10 protein-coding genes are annotated in these 18,142 nt (G+C 54.7%); all 10 read right to left on the minus strand.

Going from position 1 to position 18,142, the window contains the following annotated elements:
* Nucleotides 1-106: 106 nt before the first annotated feature.
* The gene (locus tag H7U12_RS05540) at nucleotides 107-2,422 is read right to left on the minus strand and encodes a beta-galactosidase (protein ID WP_206683878.1); all 2,316 of its coding nucleotides are present in this window, start codon (nucleotides 2,420-2,422) and stop codon (nucleotides 107-109) included.
* A gap of 261 nt (nucleotides 2,423-2,683) precedes the next feature.
* Nucleotides 2,684-3,505, minus strand: coding sequence for a 3-keto-disaccharide hydrolase (locus H7U12_RS05545; RefSeq protein WP_241749166.1), 822 nt, complete (start codon nucleotides 3,503-3,505; stop codon nucleotides 2,684-2,686).
* Nucleotides 3,506-3,568: 63 nt separating this feature from the next.
* On the minus strand, nucleotides 3,569-4,444 hold the full coding sequence (locus tag H7U12_RS05550) for a glycoside hydrolase family 16 protein (RefSeq protein WP_186634211.1): 876 nt from the start codon (nucleotides 4,442-4,444) through the stop codon (nucleotides 3,569-3,571).
* A 120-nt stretch (nucleotides 4,445-4,564) separates the two neighbouring features.
* Entirely contained in the window at nucleotides 4,565-6,607 is a 2,043-nt protein-coding gene (locus H7U12_RS05555) for a DUF2264 domain-containing protein (protein WP_186634214.1), read from the minus strand.
* 155 nt (nucleotides 6,608-6,762) lie between these two features.
* Nucleotides 6,763-7,911 (minus strand): glycoside hydrolase family 88/105 protein, encoded by a 1,149-nt coding sequence (locus tag H7U12_RS05560; RefSeq protein ID WP_186634218.1) that lies wholly within the window; start codon nucleotides 7,909-7,911, stop codon nucleotides 6,763-6,765.
* Between the two features lie 67 nt (nucleotides 7,912-7,978).
* Nucleotides 7,979-9,340 carry a BNR repeat-containing protein gene (locus H7U12_RS05565; protein WP_186634222.1) on the minus strand — a complete coding sequence of 454 codons (1,362 nt, stop codon included), beginning with the start codon at nucleotides 9,338-9,340 and terminating at the stop codon, nucleotides 7,979-7,981.
* A gap of 60 nt (nucleotides 9,341-9,400) precedes the next feature.
* Nucleotides 9,401-10,597, minus strand: a complete 1,197-nt coding sequence (locus H7U12_RS05570) for a glycoside hydrolase family 43 protein (protein ID WP_186634225.1) — start codon at nucleotides 10,595-10,597, stop codon at nucleotides 9,401-9,403.
* Nucleotides 10,594-13,749 carry a glycoside hydrolase family 2 TIM barrel-domain containing protein gene (locus H7U12_RS05575; protein WP_186634228.1) on the minus strand — a complete coding sequence of 1,052 codons (3,156 nt, stop codon included), beginning with the start codon at nucleotides 13,747-13,749 and terminating at the stop codon, nucleotides 10,594-10,596. The genes H7U12_RS05570 and H7U12_RS05575 overlap by 4 nt, the downstream gene beginning before the upstream one ends.
* Before the next feature lie 116 nt (nucleotides 13,750-13,865).
* On the minus strand, nucleotides 13,866-16,343 hold the full coding sequence (locus H7U12_RS05580; protein WP_186634231.1) for a sugar-binding domain-containing protein: 2,478 nt from the start codon (nucleotides 16,341-16,343) through the stop codon (nucleotides 13,866-13,868).
* A gap of 136 nt (nucleotides 16,344-16,479) precedes the next feature.
* On the minus strand, nucleotides 16,480-18,093 hold the full coding sequence (locus H7U12_RS05585) for a glycoside hydrolase (RefSeq protein WP_186634234.1): 1,614 nt from the start codon (nucleotides 18,091-18,093) through the stop codon (nucleotides 16,480-16,482).
* Nucleotides 18,094-18,142 lie beyond the last annotated feature (49 nt).

The following is an 18,142-nucleotide window of genomic DNA, read 5'->3' on the forward strand; positions in this document are numbered from 1 at the left end:
TCAGGAAAAGACTCCCAAAACAGCACAGTTTGCTTTTTATGCTATATCCCTGGCAAGGAGACTGACACGCCTCCTTTCCAGGGATTTGAGAACTGTTCATTCTGCCTTACAGCTTGAACGGGCTGCTCTTGAGGTAAATGCGGTACTCTTTCACCATGCCGCCGGTGTTCTTGTCTGAGCGGGGCAGGTAACGCAGGCCTTTCACGGTCACGTTTTCGCCCAGGTCAAGCACCAGGTGGTGCGGATGTTTGGGCTTGTCTCCGGAGTACTGCGTGTGCCAGAACGTGGATTCCTGCTGGTCGTACACCTTGTCGGCGGCGTTGTTGGAGGCGGTCACCTCTTCACTGTCGGCGTAGATGGCTTTCCATTTGAGGCGCGACACCGGGTTTCCTTTCTCATCCACCAGTTCCAGCTCCGCGATGGAGGTGTACGGGTCATCGGATTTCTGCGAGCTCAGCGCCTCAAAACAGAGGTAGCGGCCCTGCACGGCTTTGTCGAATTTCACCTCCTGCCAGGCGCTGCCCGCCGGGAACGATCCCGTGGCTACCGGCTTCTCCCCGGTTAGGCTCAGCTCCTGCCCTTTGGCCCGGTGCAGCAGCGACTCATCGGCCCGAAGCTGGTCCAGAATCGGTTCCTTCAACCCGGCAATGGTGGTGCCCTCGGGTTTGTCCACGTCCAGCACAATCACCTCGTTGCGGCCTTTCTTGAGCCAGACGCCCGGCACGAACAAGGTCTGTTGCGGCCCGATTTTCCAGAAACGGCCCAGATTCTTCCCATTTACCCACACCATGCCTTTGCCCCATTTGCTCACATCCAGGAACGAATCGCCGGTTTCCTTCAGGTCAAACGAACCGCGGTACCAGGCCGGGCCGTTCGCGTCTCCCTTCGTGAACTTCGCTTTCTTCTGGAATTCATAATCCACCGGAAAATTGTAGACCAGCCAGTTTTTGAGCTCGGTGGTCTGCTTGCCATCGGTGAACTCCACTTTCTCGGTGATGCCTTTGCGGTCGATGATGGCTTTCCCGTAATTCACGCGGCCGGTCGCTTCTATCAGAATATCCAGCTGCGCGTTTCCTTTAAAGGCCGGCAGCGTGACGGTGTTATCGCCGCGGCGGCGGTCCAGCTTGCCAATGGATTTGCCGTTCAGGAACACGTTGGCCCAGTCATGCACCTCGGTGATCAGTAGTTTTCGGCCGGAGGCCGAGGCGGGCAATGTGGTGCGGTACAGGATGCGGCCCCAGCCCTGGTCAAAGTTCTCCATGGGCTGAATGCGCTCGGTCTTTTTAGCCGCGGGCAGGTTGGCGAACAAAGCCGCACTCTCGGTCAGGTTGAACGCGGGGATTTCGATGATGGACTTGGCGGCCGGGATCTCGCCCAGCGTTTCGCCTTCCTGCAGGTAGTTTTTGAGCAGATCGCGCACGGCAAAGAACTTTTCGGTGGTGTTGCCCTGCTCGCCTACCGGCGCGTTGTAGTCATAGGAAGTAGCCATGGCCGAGTAGGGTGGCGCGTTGGCCCCGCCCCACTGCCCGAAGGTGGTGCCGCCGTGGGCCATGTACAGACTGAAGGAAATCCGGCGGTCCATCATGTCTTTCAAACTCCCGATGAAGCTGCTCACCGAGCGGGTCTCGTGCGGACGGCCCCAATGGTCAAACCAACCGGACCAGTACTCGCTGCACATCAAGGGCGCGGTGGGGTTCAGTTCCTGGAATTTCTTGAAGGCCTCGTCAACGTTGGTACCCGCCCCAAAGTTGAGCGTGGTGGCCACGCCGTCCAGTTTGTATTTGTTGAAGTTGGAAGGCCAGTCACACCGGAAAAGCTGCGCTTTGTCAAAACCGGCCTCGCGCACGGCATCGCGGGTGGCTTCCATGTAGGCCTGCTCATCCCCGAAGGTAGCGTACTCGTTTTCTACCTGCACCATCAGGATATTGCCGCCGTTCTGGATCTGCAGCGGGGCCAGTTGTTTGGCCGCCTCTTTCAGGAACAGTTTGGTGCGGTCCATGAAGTACGGGTCTTGCAGGGTGCGTACCTGGGCGTCCTGTTTCTTGAGGAGCCACCAGGGCAGGCCGCCCATGTCCCACTCGGCACACACGTAGGGGCCGGGCCGCACAATGCAGTACATGCCGTTTTTCTGGGCCAGTTTCACAAACTCGGCTACATCGTTCTGGCCTTTGAAATCATACTGGCCCGGCTGCTGCTCGTGCAGGTTCCAGAACAGGTAGATGCAGATGGTGTTCATGCCCATGGCCTTGCTGAGCTTAATGCGGTGCTCCCAGTACTCGCGCGGAATGCGGGGATAATGCAACTCGGCGGCTCTGATCACGAAGGGTTTGCCGTTGAGCAGGAACTCCTTGTTGCCAACGGTAAAGGTGCCGGGCTTTCCGGTGAGCTGCTGCGCTTGCCCGGTTAAGCTGAGCAGTAGCATAAAAATCAAAAATAAAATTCTGGGCCTGGGTTGCTTCATTTTCACGTAAACTACTAGGGTAAAGGGTAAACTTCTGATGCGGGTGTCAATGCTCGTTCTTTTATCAGAAGTGTCTGGCGCATCCTGCAGGCACTTCCGGGGTACTTCACTGCTACTTCGGGTCCATTTTGCTGGTACAGCCCACAACTTGTCTCGCCGGTTTTAGGTCTCTTTTCTGGAAAACACCCTTAAAACGGGAGGGCCTCGTCTTCCGGGAAAGTGCTAGTCTAATCTTTTGATCATAATGTCTTTAAACTCAATTCCCTGGCCCTCGCTCTGCAACCCGATGTACCCCTCTGTCAGGGGCTTGCCATCTTGCTTCACGGCCGGGTCATAGTTGTTGGCTACTCCGCCGCCAATCTGCGGACGGGTGTATTGCAGCACCGTGTCGCCGTTGATGAGGTGAGTCACCAGGGAATCGCCCAGCACAATCAGCTCGGCCTTCACCCACTGATCCCACGGGTAAGTAGCCGAGGTTGAGTTGATGCAGTGCCGGTCATCTATTTTGCCCGCGTACACCACATCGGTACCCGGGGAGCACATGTTGCCGGTGGGGCGGGGTTTTCCGTCTCCCGCATCGGCTAGCAACTGAAACTCCACGGAGATAGGCCAATCCTGCTCTTTCAGGATGGACTGCGGACTCTGGGAATGGAACATGATGCCGCTGTTGCGGTAGGTGTAGGAAGGCGCATCTTTCAGCCACTGGTTTGTGAAGCGGTACTCCCATTTCAAGTGGAAAGAGGAAAACGGGGTTTTGTAAAACAGGTGTCCATAGCGCTCATTAAAAGTTTGATAATCATCATAGTTCACCTGCAACACGCCGTCCTTCACCCGGAACGTCTGGGCGTAATTGTCTCCCACTTCATGGTGGTGAATTTTCACGATCCAGTCCTTGAGGTCTTTGCCGTTGAAGAGTTGTTTCCAGCCGCTTTCCTGCTTGCCTGTTTTGTGCTGGGAAGCGGGTGAACAGGAAACCACGGCCAGCAACAAAATTGCCACGAACATGGCCTTGCAAATCACTCGTACCTCTTTTGTCTGGTTCATGCCTATTTTACTAAAAACACGATCAAAGCCCCAATCGGGTAGCTTTCAAATTTTAGAGCCTTCTTACTTTTTCTGGTACACCCGCACGTAGTCTACCTCATATTTTCGGGGGAAAGCCGTGCGGGCCGGGTCTCCGCCGTTCTCGCCAATGGCCAGGTTCAACAAAAGGTAATGCGGCTGGTGAAATGGGTTGAAACCGTCTGGGTTCAGGGTTTTGGTGAGGTCGATTTCGTTCAGCAACTCACCGTCCAGGTAGAGTTTGATGGAAGCCTCGATCCAGTCCATTTTCCAGAGGTGGAACTTCTGCGCCCACTCCGGGTCTTTGGCCAGAAAGTGCGAAAACGGAACCTTGGCACCGTCCCACACGGCGCGCCGGTTTGCATCGGACCAGGCCGCATTGGCCAGAATGGTGGGCTGATGATCCACGCGGTAAAATTCCATTAGGTCAATCTCGCCATTGGCGGGCCAGTTCCTGGAAACGCCCAAGGTCCAGATGGCGGGCCACATGCCCAGAGCGGTGTCTATTTTGGCCCTGATTTCAAAAACTCCGTACTGAAACGATTTCTTGTTCAAGGTGTGGAGACTGGCCGAGGTGTATTCCGCGAATTCGCGGTGGTGCCGCCAGTCCTGGTGACCCGCCTCAAACCTGGGGTTCGCCAGCTTCTCGCGTCTTCCTTCTATCACGAGCACTCCTTTGGAACAGGTGGCATTCTGGGGCTGGTACCACTGCAGTTCCCGGTTGCGCACAAACCCGAGTTCATAGCCCCAACTGGTGCTGTCCGGCTGGCCTTTCCCGTTGAATTCATCGTGCCAGACCAGCGTATAACCGGGCATCCCAGCCGGCGGCTGAACATCTGGCCGATAGGCAAATTGCCGCTGGCTGCAGGCAAACTGCCCCAGCGCCAATATACTTAAAAGAAGTCCGCACCATTTGTTCATCTGCTCCCGAGTTCTAATTTCCTGATAAGACCGATTGAGCCTCTTCCTGTTTTGAAGGTGTTTTGGGAATTTCGGCCCTAAAACGCACTTGCCAAACTATTCTGTTTACACTGCCTCTTCCTACTCAAAGCGAACCGTTTTGGCGGCTCCTTTCCGAAAAGAGACCGTAAACGTCTTTCCGTCAGCCGCCGAAGCTATTTTCTTCACGGGCACCAACTCGTCATCGGTCCATTTCTCCCCAGATTTCTTCCAGAGCATGAGGGTGGCGTACGCTTCTTTCTTCTGCTCTGGCCGGAACTGATCAGTGGCGTTGATAACGGTGCTTTCCTTGCTCACGGGGTGCAGCCCGGTGGCGTTGACGGTCTCCAGCCCGTCCCAGCCGCTGAGGGTCACCATGGCCAGTTGGTACTCACCGTTGTCAATGATCTGCACTTGGTGGCCTTTCACTTTCTTGGTTTCTTTTCTGATCGCAGATTTCAACCGGGGCAAGGCGTAATGGCCCAGCCGCAGCGGAGCGGCCTGCGTGCTGGTGTTCAGGTCAAGGCGCAGGATGCCGTTAGGCAGCGGAATGTCGGCGAGGTTCAGTTTGATTTGATCGTTGGTTTCCAGCACCGCATCGCGGTAGTAGATGCCGTTTTCAAACTTCTTGAAGGTGAAGAGCCGCAGGGCTTCCCACTCGTTTTTCTGGTTTTTGATCACGTAGTTCATGGCTACCTCGCCGTTAGGACCATCAGCTTGCCACGGGAAAGCGCTGTTGTAGGAAAGGCGATTGTAGTTCTCGGTGGACCGGAACAGTTGCCAGTCTTTAGCGACTGTTTCATGACACCAGGCCCGTACCTCGGCGGCGCCAATGTTGGGGTAATCGGTGATGAGAATCTTGGAGCCTTCCTGAAATTTGTGGTACACGTTGCCTTTGGCCAATTCTTTCTCCCAGGCACCTTCGTTCTCTTCGGCGGTCCAGAACGGATTGCCCTCCGGCACCAGCAAACCCAGGAACGCTTTGCCCATCCAGAACACGCTGGCGCGGGCGCTGTAGATCTGCACGGCTGGTTCAAAGGCCCCGTAAAAACCCAGGGTGGGGATTTGGTCTGAAGCCATAAAATCTGGATTTTGCAGGAACTGGAGCATGGCACCGGAGGCGATCCGGCGCATCCAGCCGTAGTTGGTATCTGGTTTCTGGGCCAAGCCCATGAGCGGGAACGGCACCACGGCGGCAAAGCGGTAGGCGATGCTGCGGCCCCACATGATCATCTGCCCGTCGCGGCTGAACAGGTACGGGTAATTGTCGCGGAGGTCGTTGAAGTTGGCCTGGAACTTGGCGGCGTACGCGGGGTAATGCTTCTTCCCGAAGAACTCTGACCACAGGGGTCCATACATCTGGAAGGCCCACATGCTGTAGTAGTCATAGGCGGGGCTGTCATTGTACCAGCCCTGGCCCCGGTACTGCTCCAGCGACTTGTCCAGGTACTCCAGCATCAGCTTCTCGTTCACCTGATAGCCCTGCTCCTTGAAGAAACTCAGCACGAAAATGTTGAAGAAGCGCCAGTTAGAGCCAATGGTGGGACCATCGCCGTAGCTGAGCATGGTCTTGGAGAGCGCTTCTTTCTGCGGGGCGGTCAGCGGTTTCCAGAGCACATCGGGCGCGTAGAAAAGCGACACGGCCAAGCCGCCGAACTCCACCAGAATCTGGCTCGGGCCGCCGTCCTTCGCGCGCGGTTTCACGTAAGTGGGGCTGCTGGGTTCCGTCAGTTTCACCAGCTGGCGGCGGTAATAATCGGCGACTTTGATGCCGTTGATTTCCAGGTTGGGGTTTTCCTTGAGCAGCGGAACGGCCACAAACAGGGTGCGGCAGAGGCCTTCCAGCATTTCGGTGGGCGTGTGTACGCCGTCGCGCGGATAGCTTTTGCCCGGCTGTTTGGGGAACACCATGGGGTCTTCCACCGTCTTCACGTACTGGAAAGCGCCCGTCAACAGATACTGCGCCGCGTCCAGCCAGTGCTGGCGGGTCATGCCCGTGTGGGGGCTCACCTTGAAATCTGGGTTGACCACCTGAAAGACGTTCTTGCCAGTTTCTGCTGGGGCATTTGGCTGCGTTTGGGCCCGCAACAGGGAACCGGAAAACAAGAACACCACCAGCAAAAGAACACGTACACGATACTTCATGGGAGCGAAAGAAACGTTAGAAATTGAGGGAAGACCGCGCCGGAGGCTCCGGCAACACCTTTCCCGTTTATGCACTAAAATAGCAAAACTGCCCCTAAACTGGTTTTAAGCCGATTTCGCAAAAACGCTTCTAAAACCGCCTTCTTAGGTTGTTCTTAATCCAGCAGACGGTACATCTCAGAAGCGGCCAGCAGGAACGCCCCTACCCCGAAACCGGTGGTGGAGTTCACGTCCACTACCTGCCCCGGAATGGCTCTCTCCCCAATGGGCTGCACGTAGCCAAGTTTTCCGTTGGGCTGAAGCGCGGTGTTAGTCAGATAATGGTAACCTTTGGCCGCCACGGGCAGGTATTCCTTTTTGTCCAGCAGGCCGTTGTTGATGCCCCACAGAAAGCCGTAGGTAAAGAAGGCAGTACCGCTGGTCTCCGGTCCGGGCGCGTGCGCCGGGTCTAAAATACTTCTGGTCCAGTAGCCTTCGGGCTGCTGCGAGCGGGCGATGGCGGTGGCCATGTCTTTGAAGCGCTGCTCGTATTCTTTGCGGTGCGGGTCTTTTTTGGGCAGATCCTGCAATACCTTGGCTAAACCGGCAAACACCCAGCCATCGCCGCGGGCCCAGAAATCTTTTTTGCCGTTGGCGCTTTTGTGTTTGGGGTAGACGTACTTGGCATCGCGGTAGTAGAGTTTTTCCTCGGCGTCATACATGATGGAGTTGGCGTAGGTCAGGTACTCGTGCAGCTTCTCCAGATACTGTTTGTTGCCGGTTACACGGTACAGTTTGGTCATGACGGGCATCACCATATAGAGGCCATCGGCCCACCACCAGTAATCGTTTCTGGGCGTGCTCATCTGGTACTCCATGACCTCGCGGGCCCGGGCGATTTTGCGGTCGTCCTTCGCGCCATCCAGGCAGTACAGGTCAATATAGGTCTGGAAGCAGATCTGCCAGTCTCCGAAGAGCACGTAGTCGTCTTTCTCTCCGTAGCTGTATTTCCAGTCGGCTTTGTTCGTGGACTTAGCGCCCATCCACTGGTTTTTCTCGGCCCAGGCCTCTGAGTACTGGCGGTAGGCTTCGTTTTTAGTGACTTTGTAGGCTTCCATGTTGCCAGTGTGGTAAGCGGCCACATCCCAGAAGGCCCAACCTAGCGTGGGGTTGGAGTTTTGCCAGTAGGTGTTTGCTTTGTTCAGGTGTTCCAACACCTCCTTTTCAGATTTAGGCAACAGCGGGTGTTTTGGTTTGGCGACGGCACTTGTTGCCCAGAAACTGAGCAGCAGCAGGAAGGTACAATAGGCTTTCTTCTGAATCATGTTTACGTCAATGCGGGGAGGCCCCAGTTTATAGGTTCTTTTCGGAAAACAGGCCGAAAACGGCTCATTAGAATTTCGGCTTCCATTCTATCACCTGAATGGGCTGCGGCGGGATGGTGGCCCGGCCTTCGCCGTCAACCTGTTCCACTTTCTGCACAAACAGGTTCAGGATCTGCTTTTCCTTCCAAAGCTCGGTGTCATAGGTGGGCTCCCAGGAACCCAGCGAACCAGGCGTTAAATCCAGGATAGTCCATTTGGGGTCGGACAGTTTGTTGATGATGAGTGCCGAGGCTTTGCTGCCTCTTTCCTCATCCCGGAAGATCATCAGCACCGAGGCCTTGGCACCGGCATTTTTCACCATGATCTGGGGCCGGGCGATGGGAATGCGTTTGGTGCCTACCCCGCTCAGACTGAAAGGCGTCTTCCGGAAATCCAGCTCCAGCTTTTGCCAGGTTTTGCCGTCATGGTACACCAGGTGGTACTGCGGAATGGTGGAGCCCGCCTCCCGCCAGTACGTGGCAATAAAGGGATTCCCTTGCTCATCGGCGGCCATGGAGGTCTGGTTGATCAGCTCGCTGTTCTGCGGAATGGCCAGGGCTTTCTCGGCGGTGGCTTCGGTGATAGGCAGGGTGTACTTTTCGCCGGTAGATTTCTCCCAGGTCTTTCCGCCGTCCAGAGATCGGGCGTAAGCCAGGTCATGGTTACTGGCTACATCAGGGCTCTCGCGCCACACCCAGGACACGTGCAGGGTGCCGTTCTTGTCCAGGTAAGCCTGCCAATAGGCGTTGCGTTTCCCTTCGCCGTTGATGAGGTTGCTGTGCAGTTGCGTCCATTGCTGGGTGCCGGTGTCATAGGAATTGATGACCAGATTGCCCTGGCCCGAGCCGCCATCGCGGTAGAAGAACATGAGGTTGCCGCTGGGTAGCCGGTAGAACTCGGGGTACGAGATTACTTTTTCGCGCTGGCCTGTCATGGGCATTTTCTCCGTCATCTGCAGGGAGCCGGGGCTCACGCTGCGGGCGTAGTTCAAGGGGTTATTGTGGTGATCCCAAGAAAGATGCAGGAAACCGTTGCCGTCTACCATGAGACTGATGGTATTGTGGGCATCGGCGGCGTTTCCAGTGAAGTTGGTCTTCTGGATTTCCCAGGTAGCGGCCCCGCTTTTGCGCTTGGCCAGCATCACCGAACGGTCGGCCCCGTACCAGGCCGTGTATTGAGTTCCTTTAAACGTCACCAGCGAATTTTTCCGGAAGGCCACCACGTTCACCGAGTTGTTCGCCCAGCCATCTGCGACGTGGGTGATGGTGGGTTCAGAAGCCGAAGAAGCACCTCCGGTTCTGGAAGTGCTACAGGAAAGGGAACTCAGCGACAAGGCGAAGGCGAGTATGCCATACGCGAGCTTGCTGAAGGTTGAAGGGGGATAAACCATGTTACGCTGATGAACTTGTAAATCAGAAATAATTGGCCGGGCGGAAGCCAGTTAACTACCTCAAGGCTGCTTTGTCTTTTTAGTGGATGCTTTCGTTTCTTTGCCCTGTTTGTCAAACACGCTCAAATCCCACGCATCCTGCCACCTTAAAATTGGTTTCTCGTCTTCAAACAGAAGCGGTAGCCACACGTAGCGGCCGTCAATGGGGTTCTTGGGTCGCCAACGGTCGGCCATGAAGATGAAGGCGTTTTTCTTGCCTTGCACCGGCAAAATGTAGGTACTCTGCGATTCAAACGTCAGGTCGGCTCCCTCGCCCACGCACGGATTTCCCAGGGATTTCCAAGGCCCCATGATGGACTCTGCCACGAAGGACCGCGCCGCGTTGGGGTCCCAGCCGGTGCAGCCCGAGGTGATCATGTAATACTTGCCGTTGCGCTTGCAGATAGCTGGGGCCTCATTGTGCCCGGCTGGTGCCAGCACGCTCCACTTTCCGGTAAAAGACAGGTAATCGTCTGACAGTTCTGAGATGTGCAGCGTCAGGTTTTCCTCCGAGGAATGGATGTGATAGGCTTTTCCGTAATCGTCCACAAACACGGTCATATCGCGGGCCATCTGCCCTTGCTGGAAATCGCGCCGGATAAAAAGGCCGTCCTGTACTTCTTTGGTCCATTCCGGGGTCCACCATTTCAGGTTGGTCTCGTCTACTTTCTTGGCTTGGAGACTTGACGGCACATTGATAGGCCACACCCCGGCATTCGGCCGATAAGATTTAAGGTACGTGAAAGGTCCGGTGGGGCTATCACTGGTGGCTACGCCGGTACGGGCGGCTTCGTAGCCTTTGCCTTTCAGCTCCAGGTGAAACCACATCACAAACTTTTTGGTCTTGGCGTTGTAGACCACTTTGGGCCGTTCAATCACGCAACCTTTGATGATCTCAGAAGTGCTGTCGTTTTCCTCTACTTTCAAGACAATGTCTTCATTTTTCCAGGAAGTGAGGTCTTTGGAAGAGTAGGCCCCTACCCCAAACAGGGTACTATTTCCCCCTCGGCCCGCGGTCTTGTGTTCCCCGAACCAGTAGTAAATGCCTTTGTGGAAAAGGATTCCGCCGCCGTGCGCATTGATGTGTTTGCCATCCGTATCGGGCCAGATTTCACCCGGCTTGATAAGGGCAGCGCTTCCCTCCTTTTGCTGCGCTGGCAGGGAAATACACCCCGCCAGCAGCAGTAAAAGGAGAAGGAATCCTTCCAACCTTCTCATTTCTTAGACAGTTTAGAGGTTTCTTTGGTGATGGGCCTGATCAGGTAGCTGTAGGTGTATTTTTTCTCGGTCAGGCGGTACGGTTCATGCGGCAAGCGGCCCCAGCTGTCATCGCCGCCCAGCCCGCGCTGCTTCAGGTCGATGTGCAGGTTCACCACATCGCTTTCTTTCAGATCTACCGGGTGGCGGTTGATCTTCTTAGGACCTTCATCAATGTCCTCGGCGCGGTAGTTCAGGGCCGTGAAGTTGATGGGCTGGATTCCTTCCACCATGATTCCGTTGCCGGCGTTGTTGGTGAGTTCCACCCAGCGCACATCGGTTTTGTTTCCGCTTTCCTGCGGACGGATGTACAGCTGGTAGTACTGGTTTTCCACTTTGTCTGAGTACACACCCACCAGAGAAGAGGCTTTGCGGTCACTGTAGTTTTCCCATGGGCCACGGCCGTAGTACTGCAGGTTGTCGTACTTTTTCTCCAGTTCCATCCGCATCCCGAAACGCGGCAGCTCCGGCATTTCCTTCCCGGTCAAGTCCATAGAGGCGGTCACCTGTACGGCCCCGTCGTTCTGGATAAGGTAATCAACCGTGTACGGGATCTTCTTGTCAGTCAGCTCATAGGTCACTTTGATGGGCTGGCCGGTGGCCGACTTCTTTCCAACTTCCACGTTCACCAGTTTCATCTCCTGGTGGGCATTGCGCCAGGCCCCTAGTTTTTCCGGCATGTTGTTCCCGAAGTCATTGTCTGTGGCGGCGCGCCAGAAGTAAGGCTCCGGGAATTTCTCTACCGCTTTCTGGCCGTTTTTGCTAAAAGAGGTCAATTTCCCGGTGGTCAGGTCAAACTCCCCGGAGATGCTGCCAGAAGTGAAGTTCAGCTTGTCTTTCTTCGTCTTGATTTTGAGTTTTCCTTCCGATGATACTTTGGTGAAGTAACCATTCTGATTTACCGCGAACTGGTCACGGGCTACTTCATGGCCGGCTGGCACAAACGCGTTGGCGTTTTTGGTGTAAGCAAATACGTTCACGAAGTATTCCTCGCCGGGTTGGGCGGTAAACGCCGGCAATGGCAAGGTCACTTCTTTCTGTTGCAGCGGAGCGGCCGTCACGGCGAAATCACCTTCTTTCTGCACCACGCCATTTTTGATGAGCTGCCACTTGAAAGTGATTTGGTTCAGATCAGTAAAGCCGTATTGGTTTGTTACGTTCAGGATGCCTTTCTGCGCGTCTTTGGCGCTAAACTGCACGCCGGAGTACACTTTCTTCACCTCGTTGAGACCGGGTTTAGGCGTGCGGTTGGCAGATACCACGCCGTTGGCGCAGAAGTTCTCATCGTTGTATAAATGATCGCTGCCCAGGTCTCCGCCGTAGGCCCAGAACACCTCTCCTTTGTCGTTCTTGGTTTTGATGCCCTGGTCTACCCAGTCCCAGATGAAACCACCCTGCATGTGCTTGCTGCTGTTGATGATGTCCCAGTACTCCTGGAAGTTCCCGTTGCTGTTGCCCATGGCGTGCGAATACTCGCACATGATGTACGGACGCTCTTTCTTGGCCGCGGCGTAAGATTTCATGTCTTTGATGCCCGGGTACATAGGTCCCACGATATCGGTGTTCCAGTCTTCGCCGGCTTGCTCAAACATCACCAGGCGCGAGGCGTCACGACCTTTGATCCACTTGTAGGCGTCATGGAAAACAGGCCCGTTGCCGCACTCATTGCCCATGCTCCAGATGATCACCGAGGCGTGGTTTTTGTCACGTTCCAATAGGCGCTCAATGCGATCTAGGTGCGCGGGAGCCCACTCCGGCAGATAAGCCGGGTGCTTGCTTTTATCGAATCTTCCTTGCCACTCCGCGCCCATGCCGTGCGTCTCGATGTTGGCTTCGTCTACCAGGTACAGGCCGTACTCATCGCATAGTTTGTACCACAGCGGATCATTGGGGTAATGGCTGGTGCGCACGGCGTTGATGTTGTAGAGCTTCATCAGCTCAATGTCTTTCACCATGGATTCGCGGGTTACCGCGCGGCCGTGCACATCGTCGTGCTCATGGCGGTTCACGCCTTTGATCAGAATCGGCACGCCGTTCACCAACATCTGGGAGTTTTTCAGCTCCACTTTCCGGAACCCTACTTTGCTTCCAGTCACACCAATGGGTTTTCCGTTGGCATCTTTTAAGGTGATCACGGCATCATACAGGTTGGGGTGCTCGGCGTTCCAGGTGAGTACGTTGTTGATGGTGCCGTTGAATTTGAGCTGCAGTTTACCGGTTCCTTTGGTGCTGATGCTCTTTTCCTGGGAGAACGTTTTCGCGTTGTTTTTGTCAAACAACTCCAAAAGCACGGAAGCTTTCTCCATGGTTTTGCCGGAGAACTTACGCAGATCTACCTCAGCCGAGAACACCCCATTCTTGTAGGTATTGTCCAGATCAGGCTTCAGGAAGAAATCCCACACGGTTACTTTGGGCAGCGCCTGCAGGTACACGTTGCGCTCCAAACCGCTCAAACGCCAGAAATCCTGGTCTTCCAGGTAGCTGCCATCGTGCCAGCGGAACACCTGCACCGCCAGCTGGTTTTCGCCTGCTTTCAGGAAACGGGTCACGTTAAACTCGGCCGGTGATTTGGAGGCTTTGGTCATGCCCACTTCCTGGCCATTCACAAACACCCGCCCATACCCAGAGATGGAACCGAAGTTCAACATCACTTCCTGGCCGTTCCAGGCGGCAGGCACGGTGAAGCTCCGGCGATACGTGCCTACGGGATTGTACTTTTGGTCAATGTAAGGCGGCTTGGCCGGGAAAGGGTAGCGCACATTGGTATAGATAGGAATGTCAAACCCCTGCAGTTCCCAGTTGGAGGGCACCTGGATGTTGGCCCATTTGCTGTCATCGAACCCCGGTTTGTAGAAATCCATGGGGCGTTCAGCCACTGATTTCACCAGGCTGAATTTCCAGGTTCCGTTGAGGGACTGGTGATAAGGCGAGGTGTTATAGTCGTTTTTACGAGCGTCTGCCGCATTGGCGTAGAGCATGAAATCCACGTGGGGCTTTTCTTTGTTGCGCTCGTACACCTTGGGGTTTTCCCATTCATTGACTCCTTGCCGTGCCACCACCAACTGTGACAGCAAGAAGCAACATAGGGTGAGTAACTTTCGCGTGCGTATCATGTAAACTTTATAAATAAATAATAAAAAGGTACTTCAATCTAAGGATTTCTCCTTTGTATAGAGCCTCAGTAAGTGCCGAATGGACAGTTTCCCCGGGCTTTATTTCGGAGGCTTTTTCATTTAACTGATGCCGAACCGGCTCCGCCTGACATTCCGTTTTGGGCCTGTTTTACCGAAAGCTCCACTATTTGGGGAGTCAGCCCCGGCGACTGGATGGTCACTTTGACTTTGCCGGGTTTCTGCGTGGCCTGCAAGTAGGCCAACAGTTTGCCGTGCAAGACTTTTCGTTTCTCAGATTTGTAGTTCTCGTGGGCGGTATGGCTTCCGTTTTCCATGCCTAGAAGTTGGGCTGGCCCTTCTATGGTGACCGTCATTTCATTGTCAGCGCCGTACACCAGGTTGCCGTTTTTGTCTACCACGTTGATTTCTACATGGGCTACTCCTTTCCGGGCCAGGGCTTTTTTGTCCAGGTTCGCTTTGATGGCAACTGGCGCACCGGCGGTGATTAACTCGTGGCGGCTTACCTCTTTTCCGTTTTTATAGGCTTTGGCCATCAGTTCGCCGGGCGCATACACCATGTCCCAGTAGAGCACGCGTTGGGCACTTTGGGCCAGGGACTTCCTGCCCAGCGATTTGCCGTTCAGGAAAAGCTCTGCTTCGTCGGCGTTGGTGAAACAACTCACCCGCACGCTGTCATTCGCCTTCCAGTTCCAGGTGGGGTCTGCCCTTCTGTGGCTCCAGATGCCTTTGTCTTCCGTCTTGGGCACGGCCGAAGTGCCTATGTACACCATCGGTTTGTCTGACCAGAGGCTTTGCCGGAAGAAATACTCGGGTTTCTTGAACCCGGCCAGGTCCAGCAGACCGGCGCCGTTGCTGCGGCTGGGCCATTTACCAGCCTCGCCCATGTAGTCAATGCCAGTCCATAGGTACTGCGCCGAAATGTAGGCGTTGGTATCCACGGCGGCCCAGGCATTCAGGCGCATGCCGTTTTCACTGCCGTAAATGACTCTATCCGGGTATTTGGCGTGGTCCTCGGGGTAGCGGTGCTCCTGGTAATTGTAGCCTACAATGTCCAGTACTTTGGGGTAATCGGTGAAGTTAGACATCACTACCCCGGCCAAAGCGGCGGTGATGGGCCGCGAGGTATCATACTTCTTCGCGACCTCCACCAAGTGCCTGGACAACTCACTCAAACGGCTGGCCGGTGGGTTGTTGGGCTGGTAGCCTTTGCCGTAGATCTGCGGGTTATTGCCGGTATTCAGCACCTCATGGGAGTACGGGTCATTGGGGTAATCAATCTCATTACCGATGCTCCACATGAAAATGGAGGGCCGGTTGCGGTTCCGCAGGATCATATCGGCTAGGTCCCGGTCAGCCCATTCTTTGAAGTGCTCGTGGTAGCCGTCTTTGCCGGGAGTGCCTACGTTCCAGCCGGCAATCCATTTGTTTTTACCGGTTTCCCACTCGTCAAAGGCCTCATCCTGCACTAGGAAGCCCAGTTTGTCACAAAGGTCATAAATGTAATCGGCGTGTGGGTTGTGGCTCATGCGCAGGGAATTAACGCCACCTTCTTTGAGCGTGATCAGTCTTCTTTCCCACACTTCCTCGGGCACGGCTGTTCCCAGGGCACCGGCATCGTCATGGATGCAGACACCTTTCAGCTTCATGCTTTTGCCGTTTAAGGAGAAACCTTTGTTAGCATCGAAAGCAAAACTTCTAAAACCAACGGATTCTGTTACCTCATCGGTTTTCTTGCCATTCACCAGCAAAGAAACTCTCAACTGATATAAGTTGGGCTGCTCCACTGACCAGAGTTTAGGGTTTTTCACCTGGAAGGACAAGGCCGCCTCTGCTTCTTTTCCCTGCCCTACGTTTACTTGTTTCTGGGCCTGATTTACTACTTTGCCCTGCTTGTCCAGGAGCTCGGTTTTCACCTGAACCTCTACCGCTTTGGGGGACGTATTGGTCACGGAAACCGTCACCTGGGACAAGGCGCTGGCCGCAGACACTTCTGGCGTGGTGAACGCTACTCCCCATAAACTGACATGCACCGGCTGCACCGCCACCAGATAGACATTCCGGTTGATGCCAGAACCCGTATACCACCTAGAATCCGCAAACTGCCGGTGATCTACTTTCACCGAGACAACGTTCTTCCCAGTTTTATTCAGGTAATTGGTAATCTCGTACTGGAAAGGCGTAAAGCCATTGGGTCTTTTGCCCAAGTGGTGCCCATTGATCCAGACCTCGCTGTTTTTGTACACGCCGTCAAAATACAAGAAGAGTTTTTTGTTCTGCTGTTCCGGGGCTACGGTAAACGTCTTTCTGTACCACCCAATACCGCCCGGCAAGTACCCGGTGGCACTCGCCCATTCCTGGCTGAAAGGCCCTTCAATGCTCCAGTCATGCGGCAAGTCCAGGCTTCGCCAATTGGCATCCGCAAAATCGGCTTTCTCCGCATTGGCTGCGTCGCCTTTGTAGAACTTCCAGTTGTCATTGAAAAGCGCCTTCGTGCGGGCCTGTTGCGCCACGCCGGGTTGCGCGTAGCTGATCAACAGGGTTGTCAGTAAGAAAAGTAAAAATCTATTTTTCATCCAGATCAAATTATGCGATTCAACTAATGAATTTACTTCTTTGGTTTCTCTCTCTTCTCCTCGCCGGTTTCACTTATCTCCTGTTAGCGTTTTGAGGGTATTTTTGAAAAAAGGCCTTTAAAACGATTCTGTTCCATTAAAGCTGAAGGTCTGCCACAAAGGTGATTACGGAACGGGGAGCCACTGTTATTTCCTTATTTCCTTGCAGGGGACTGCCCGGCGTGAGATTCTCTTTGTCTGAGGTTACATAGGGGATGATGTTGCGTATTGTGGCTCCCTTCACCTCCATGTTCATCTGAACAGGAAGAATGCTGGGGTTAACCGCCACCATGATGAGTTTCTTTTGCTGGGTATCCAGGTAAGCCGAGGCTAGCAAAGCGTCATTTTCGTCTTTGCGGTCACCTGCTACCTGCAAATCCACGCGCTCTGCCCCGGGACGGATGAAGCGGCTGTAGTTCCCCAAGGCCCAGAGCATCTTGCTTTCATAGAAATTACCATCGGTCTTATTCTGGTCGATGTAAATGAGGCCGTCTTTGTAGTTGTAGGGCGAGATGGCTAGCCACCATTGCCAGGCCGTGGCATTGGCCACCACCAGGTCGTTATGGATAACGCGGGCCAGGTAAATGGCCGGATCAATGCCCAGGACACGCTTATTCCCGTCTATTTCGCCGGCGTTATCGCCCAAAATGCAGTACTCCGATTGCCAGAACTCCAGACCGGGTACCGTGGCCACTTTGCTGGCCAGTTGTTTCCGGCTGGCTACGGCTTGGCCCGCAGGGGACGTGGTGAAATAGCTGTGCCCGGAGATCACCTTGCTGACATGGGGCAAATCTGCCACGTAATGGGGGGAGTTTTTGGAGAAGAAAGCATCAATCTGGTTTCCCCGGTTGGGTTTATCCGCTTCCTGGTAGAGATAGTCAATTTTGCCCGCCTCAGCGATGTCTATTTTGGTGGTCAGGTTTCTTCTGGCCAATGAGGTATTGAGGGCCCGTACAATCCCGGCCACCTCCGCATTCATGAAGGGGGTTCCCTCCTGCCCGCCATCGCTCCAGTCCCACTGCGGCTCGTTCACCGGACTGATGTAGTTGAACGTGACCCCGTGCACTCTCTCTACTCCCTGGATGACATCAGCCAGGTAATCAGAAAAAGCCTCGTACCTGGCTGGGGCCAGATTAGGAGTTCCGTTGGAGGCAAATGCTTTCCCGTTGCGGGTTAGATTCACCGTAGGGCTGTTGGGAAAAGCCAGAAACTTGCTGACTCCCCGCGCCTGGGCGGCTTTCAGAAACCAAACCTGCCCGGCTTGCCGCTGCCAATTGTAGCTCCCGTCATTGTCCAGGAACGACTCAGCCCGCCGCCACTCATCTTTGATGCCGCTCTGTTCTCCCTGTTGGCTGCTTCCCGCCCCTATGTTAAACCGCCACAAAGACAACCCGATGCCTTTGGGTTGCCCATTGGCGTCTAGCTGAGTACTAAAAAGCAGGTCCGCGATGGCATTCTTCTTGTTTTCAGGCCAATTTCCCACAAACTGGCATGACCAGGCGTCTGAGGCCGCAAAGTTGTCTATCCGCTGGAATTTCCGGGAGATGTCAATGGTGGCTGTCACTCTCACGGCAGGCGTGGTAGACGGGGCATCTCCCTTTACCGCACTGGAACCCTCCTCAGAACACCCAACGAGTGCCAAGAGAACCACCAGGAAATGGGAAAGCGGTAGGGAAAATTTATTTTTGCCCCGAAGAATTGGTCTTAGCATAAGTAAGTTCCTGTTGGTTTGACTAGGAGCGAAAAAACTCCCATGGCGC

This window comes from Rufibacter sediminis (assembly GCF_014269285.1).
GTDB classification, from domain to species: Bacteria; Bacteroidota; Bacteroidia; order Cytophagales; family Hymenobacteraceae; genus Nibribacter; species Nibribacter sediminis.

Bases quoted from the DNA above. Each gene is read 5' to 3' on its own strand.
- H7U12_RS05550 (WP_186634211.1), bottom strand. From the start codon at position 4,444: ATGAACAAATGGTGCGGACTTCTTTTAAGTATATTGGCGCTGGGGCAG.
- H7U12_RS05555 (WP_186634214.1), bottom strand. From the start codon at position 6,607: ATGAAGTATCGTGTACGTGTTCTTTTGCTGGTGGTGTTCTTGTTTTCC.
- H7U12_RS05585 (WP_186634234.1), bottom strand. From the start codon at position 18,093: ATGCTAAGACCAATTCTTCGGGGCAAAAATAAATTTTCCCTACCGCTT.
- H7U12_RS05560 (WP_186634218.1), bottom strand. From the start codon at position 7,911: ATGATTCAGAAGAAAGCCTATTGTACCTTCCTGCTGCTGCTCAGTTTC.
- H7U12_RS05565 (WP_186634222.1), bottom strand. From the start codon at position 9,340: ATGGTTTATCCCCCTTCAACCTTCAGCAAGCTCGCGTATGGCATACTC.
- H7U12_RS05575 (WP_186634228.1), bottom strand. From the start codon at position 13,749: ATGATACGCACGCGAAAGTTACTCACCCTATGTTGCTTCTTGCTGTCA.
- H7U12_RS05570 (WP_186634225.1), bottom strand. From the start codon at position 10,597: ATGAGAAGGTTGGAAGGATTCCTTCTCCTTTTACTGCTGCTGGCGGGG.
- H7U12_RS05540 (WP_206683878.1), bottom strand. From the start codon at position 2,422: ATGCTACTGCTCAGCTTAACCGGGCAAGCGCAGCAGCTCACCGGAAAG.
- H7U12_RS05580 (WP_186634231.1), bottom strand. From the start codon at position 16,343: ATGAAAAATAGATTTTTACTTTTCTTACTGACAACCCTGTTGATCAGC.
- H7U12_RS05545 (WP_241749166.1), bottom strand. From the start codon at position 3,505: ATGAACCAGACAAAAGAGGTACGAGTGATTTGCAAGGCCATGTTCGTG.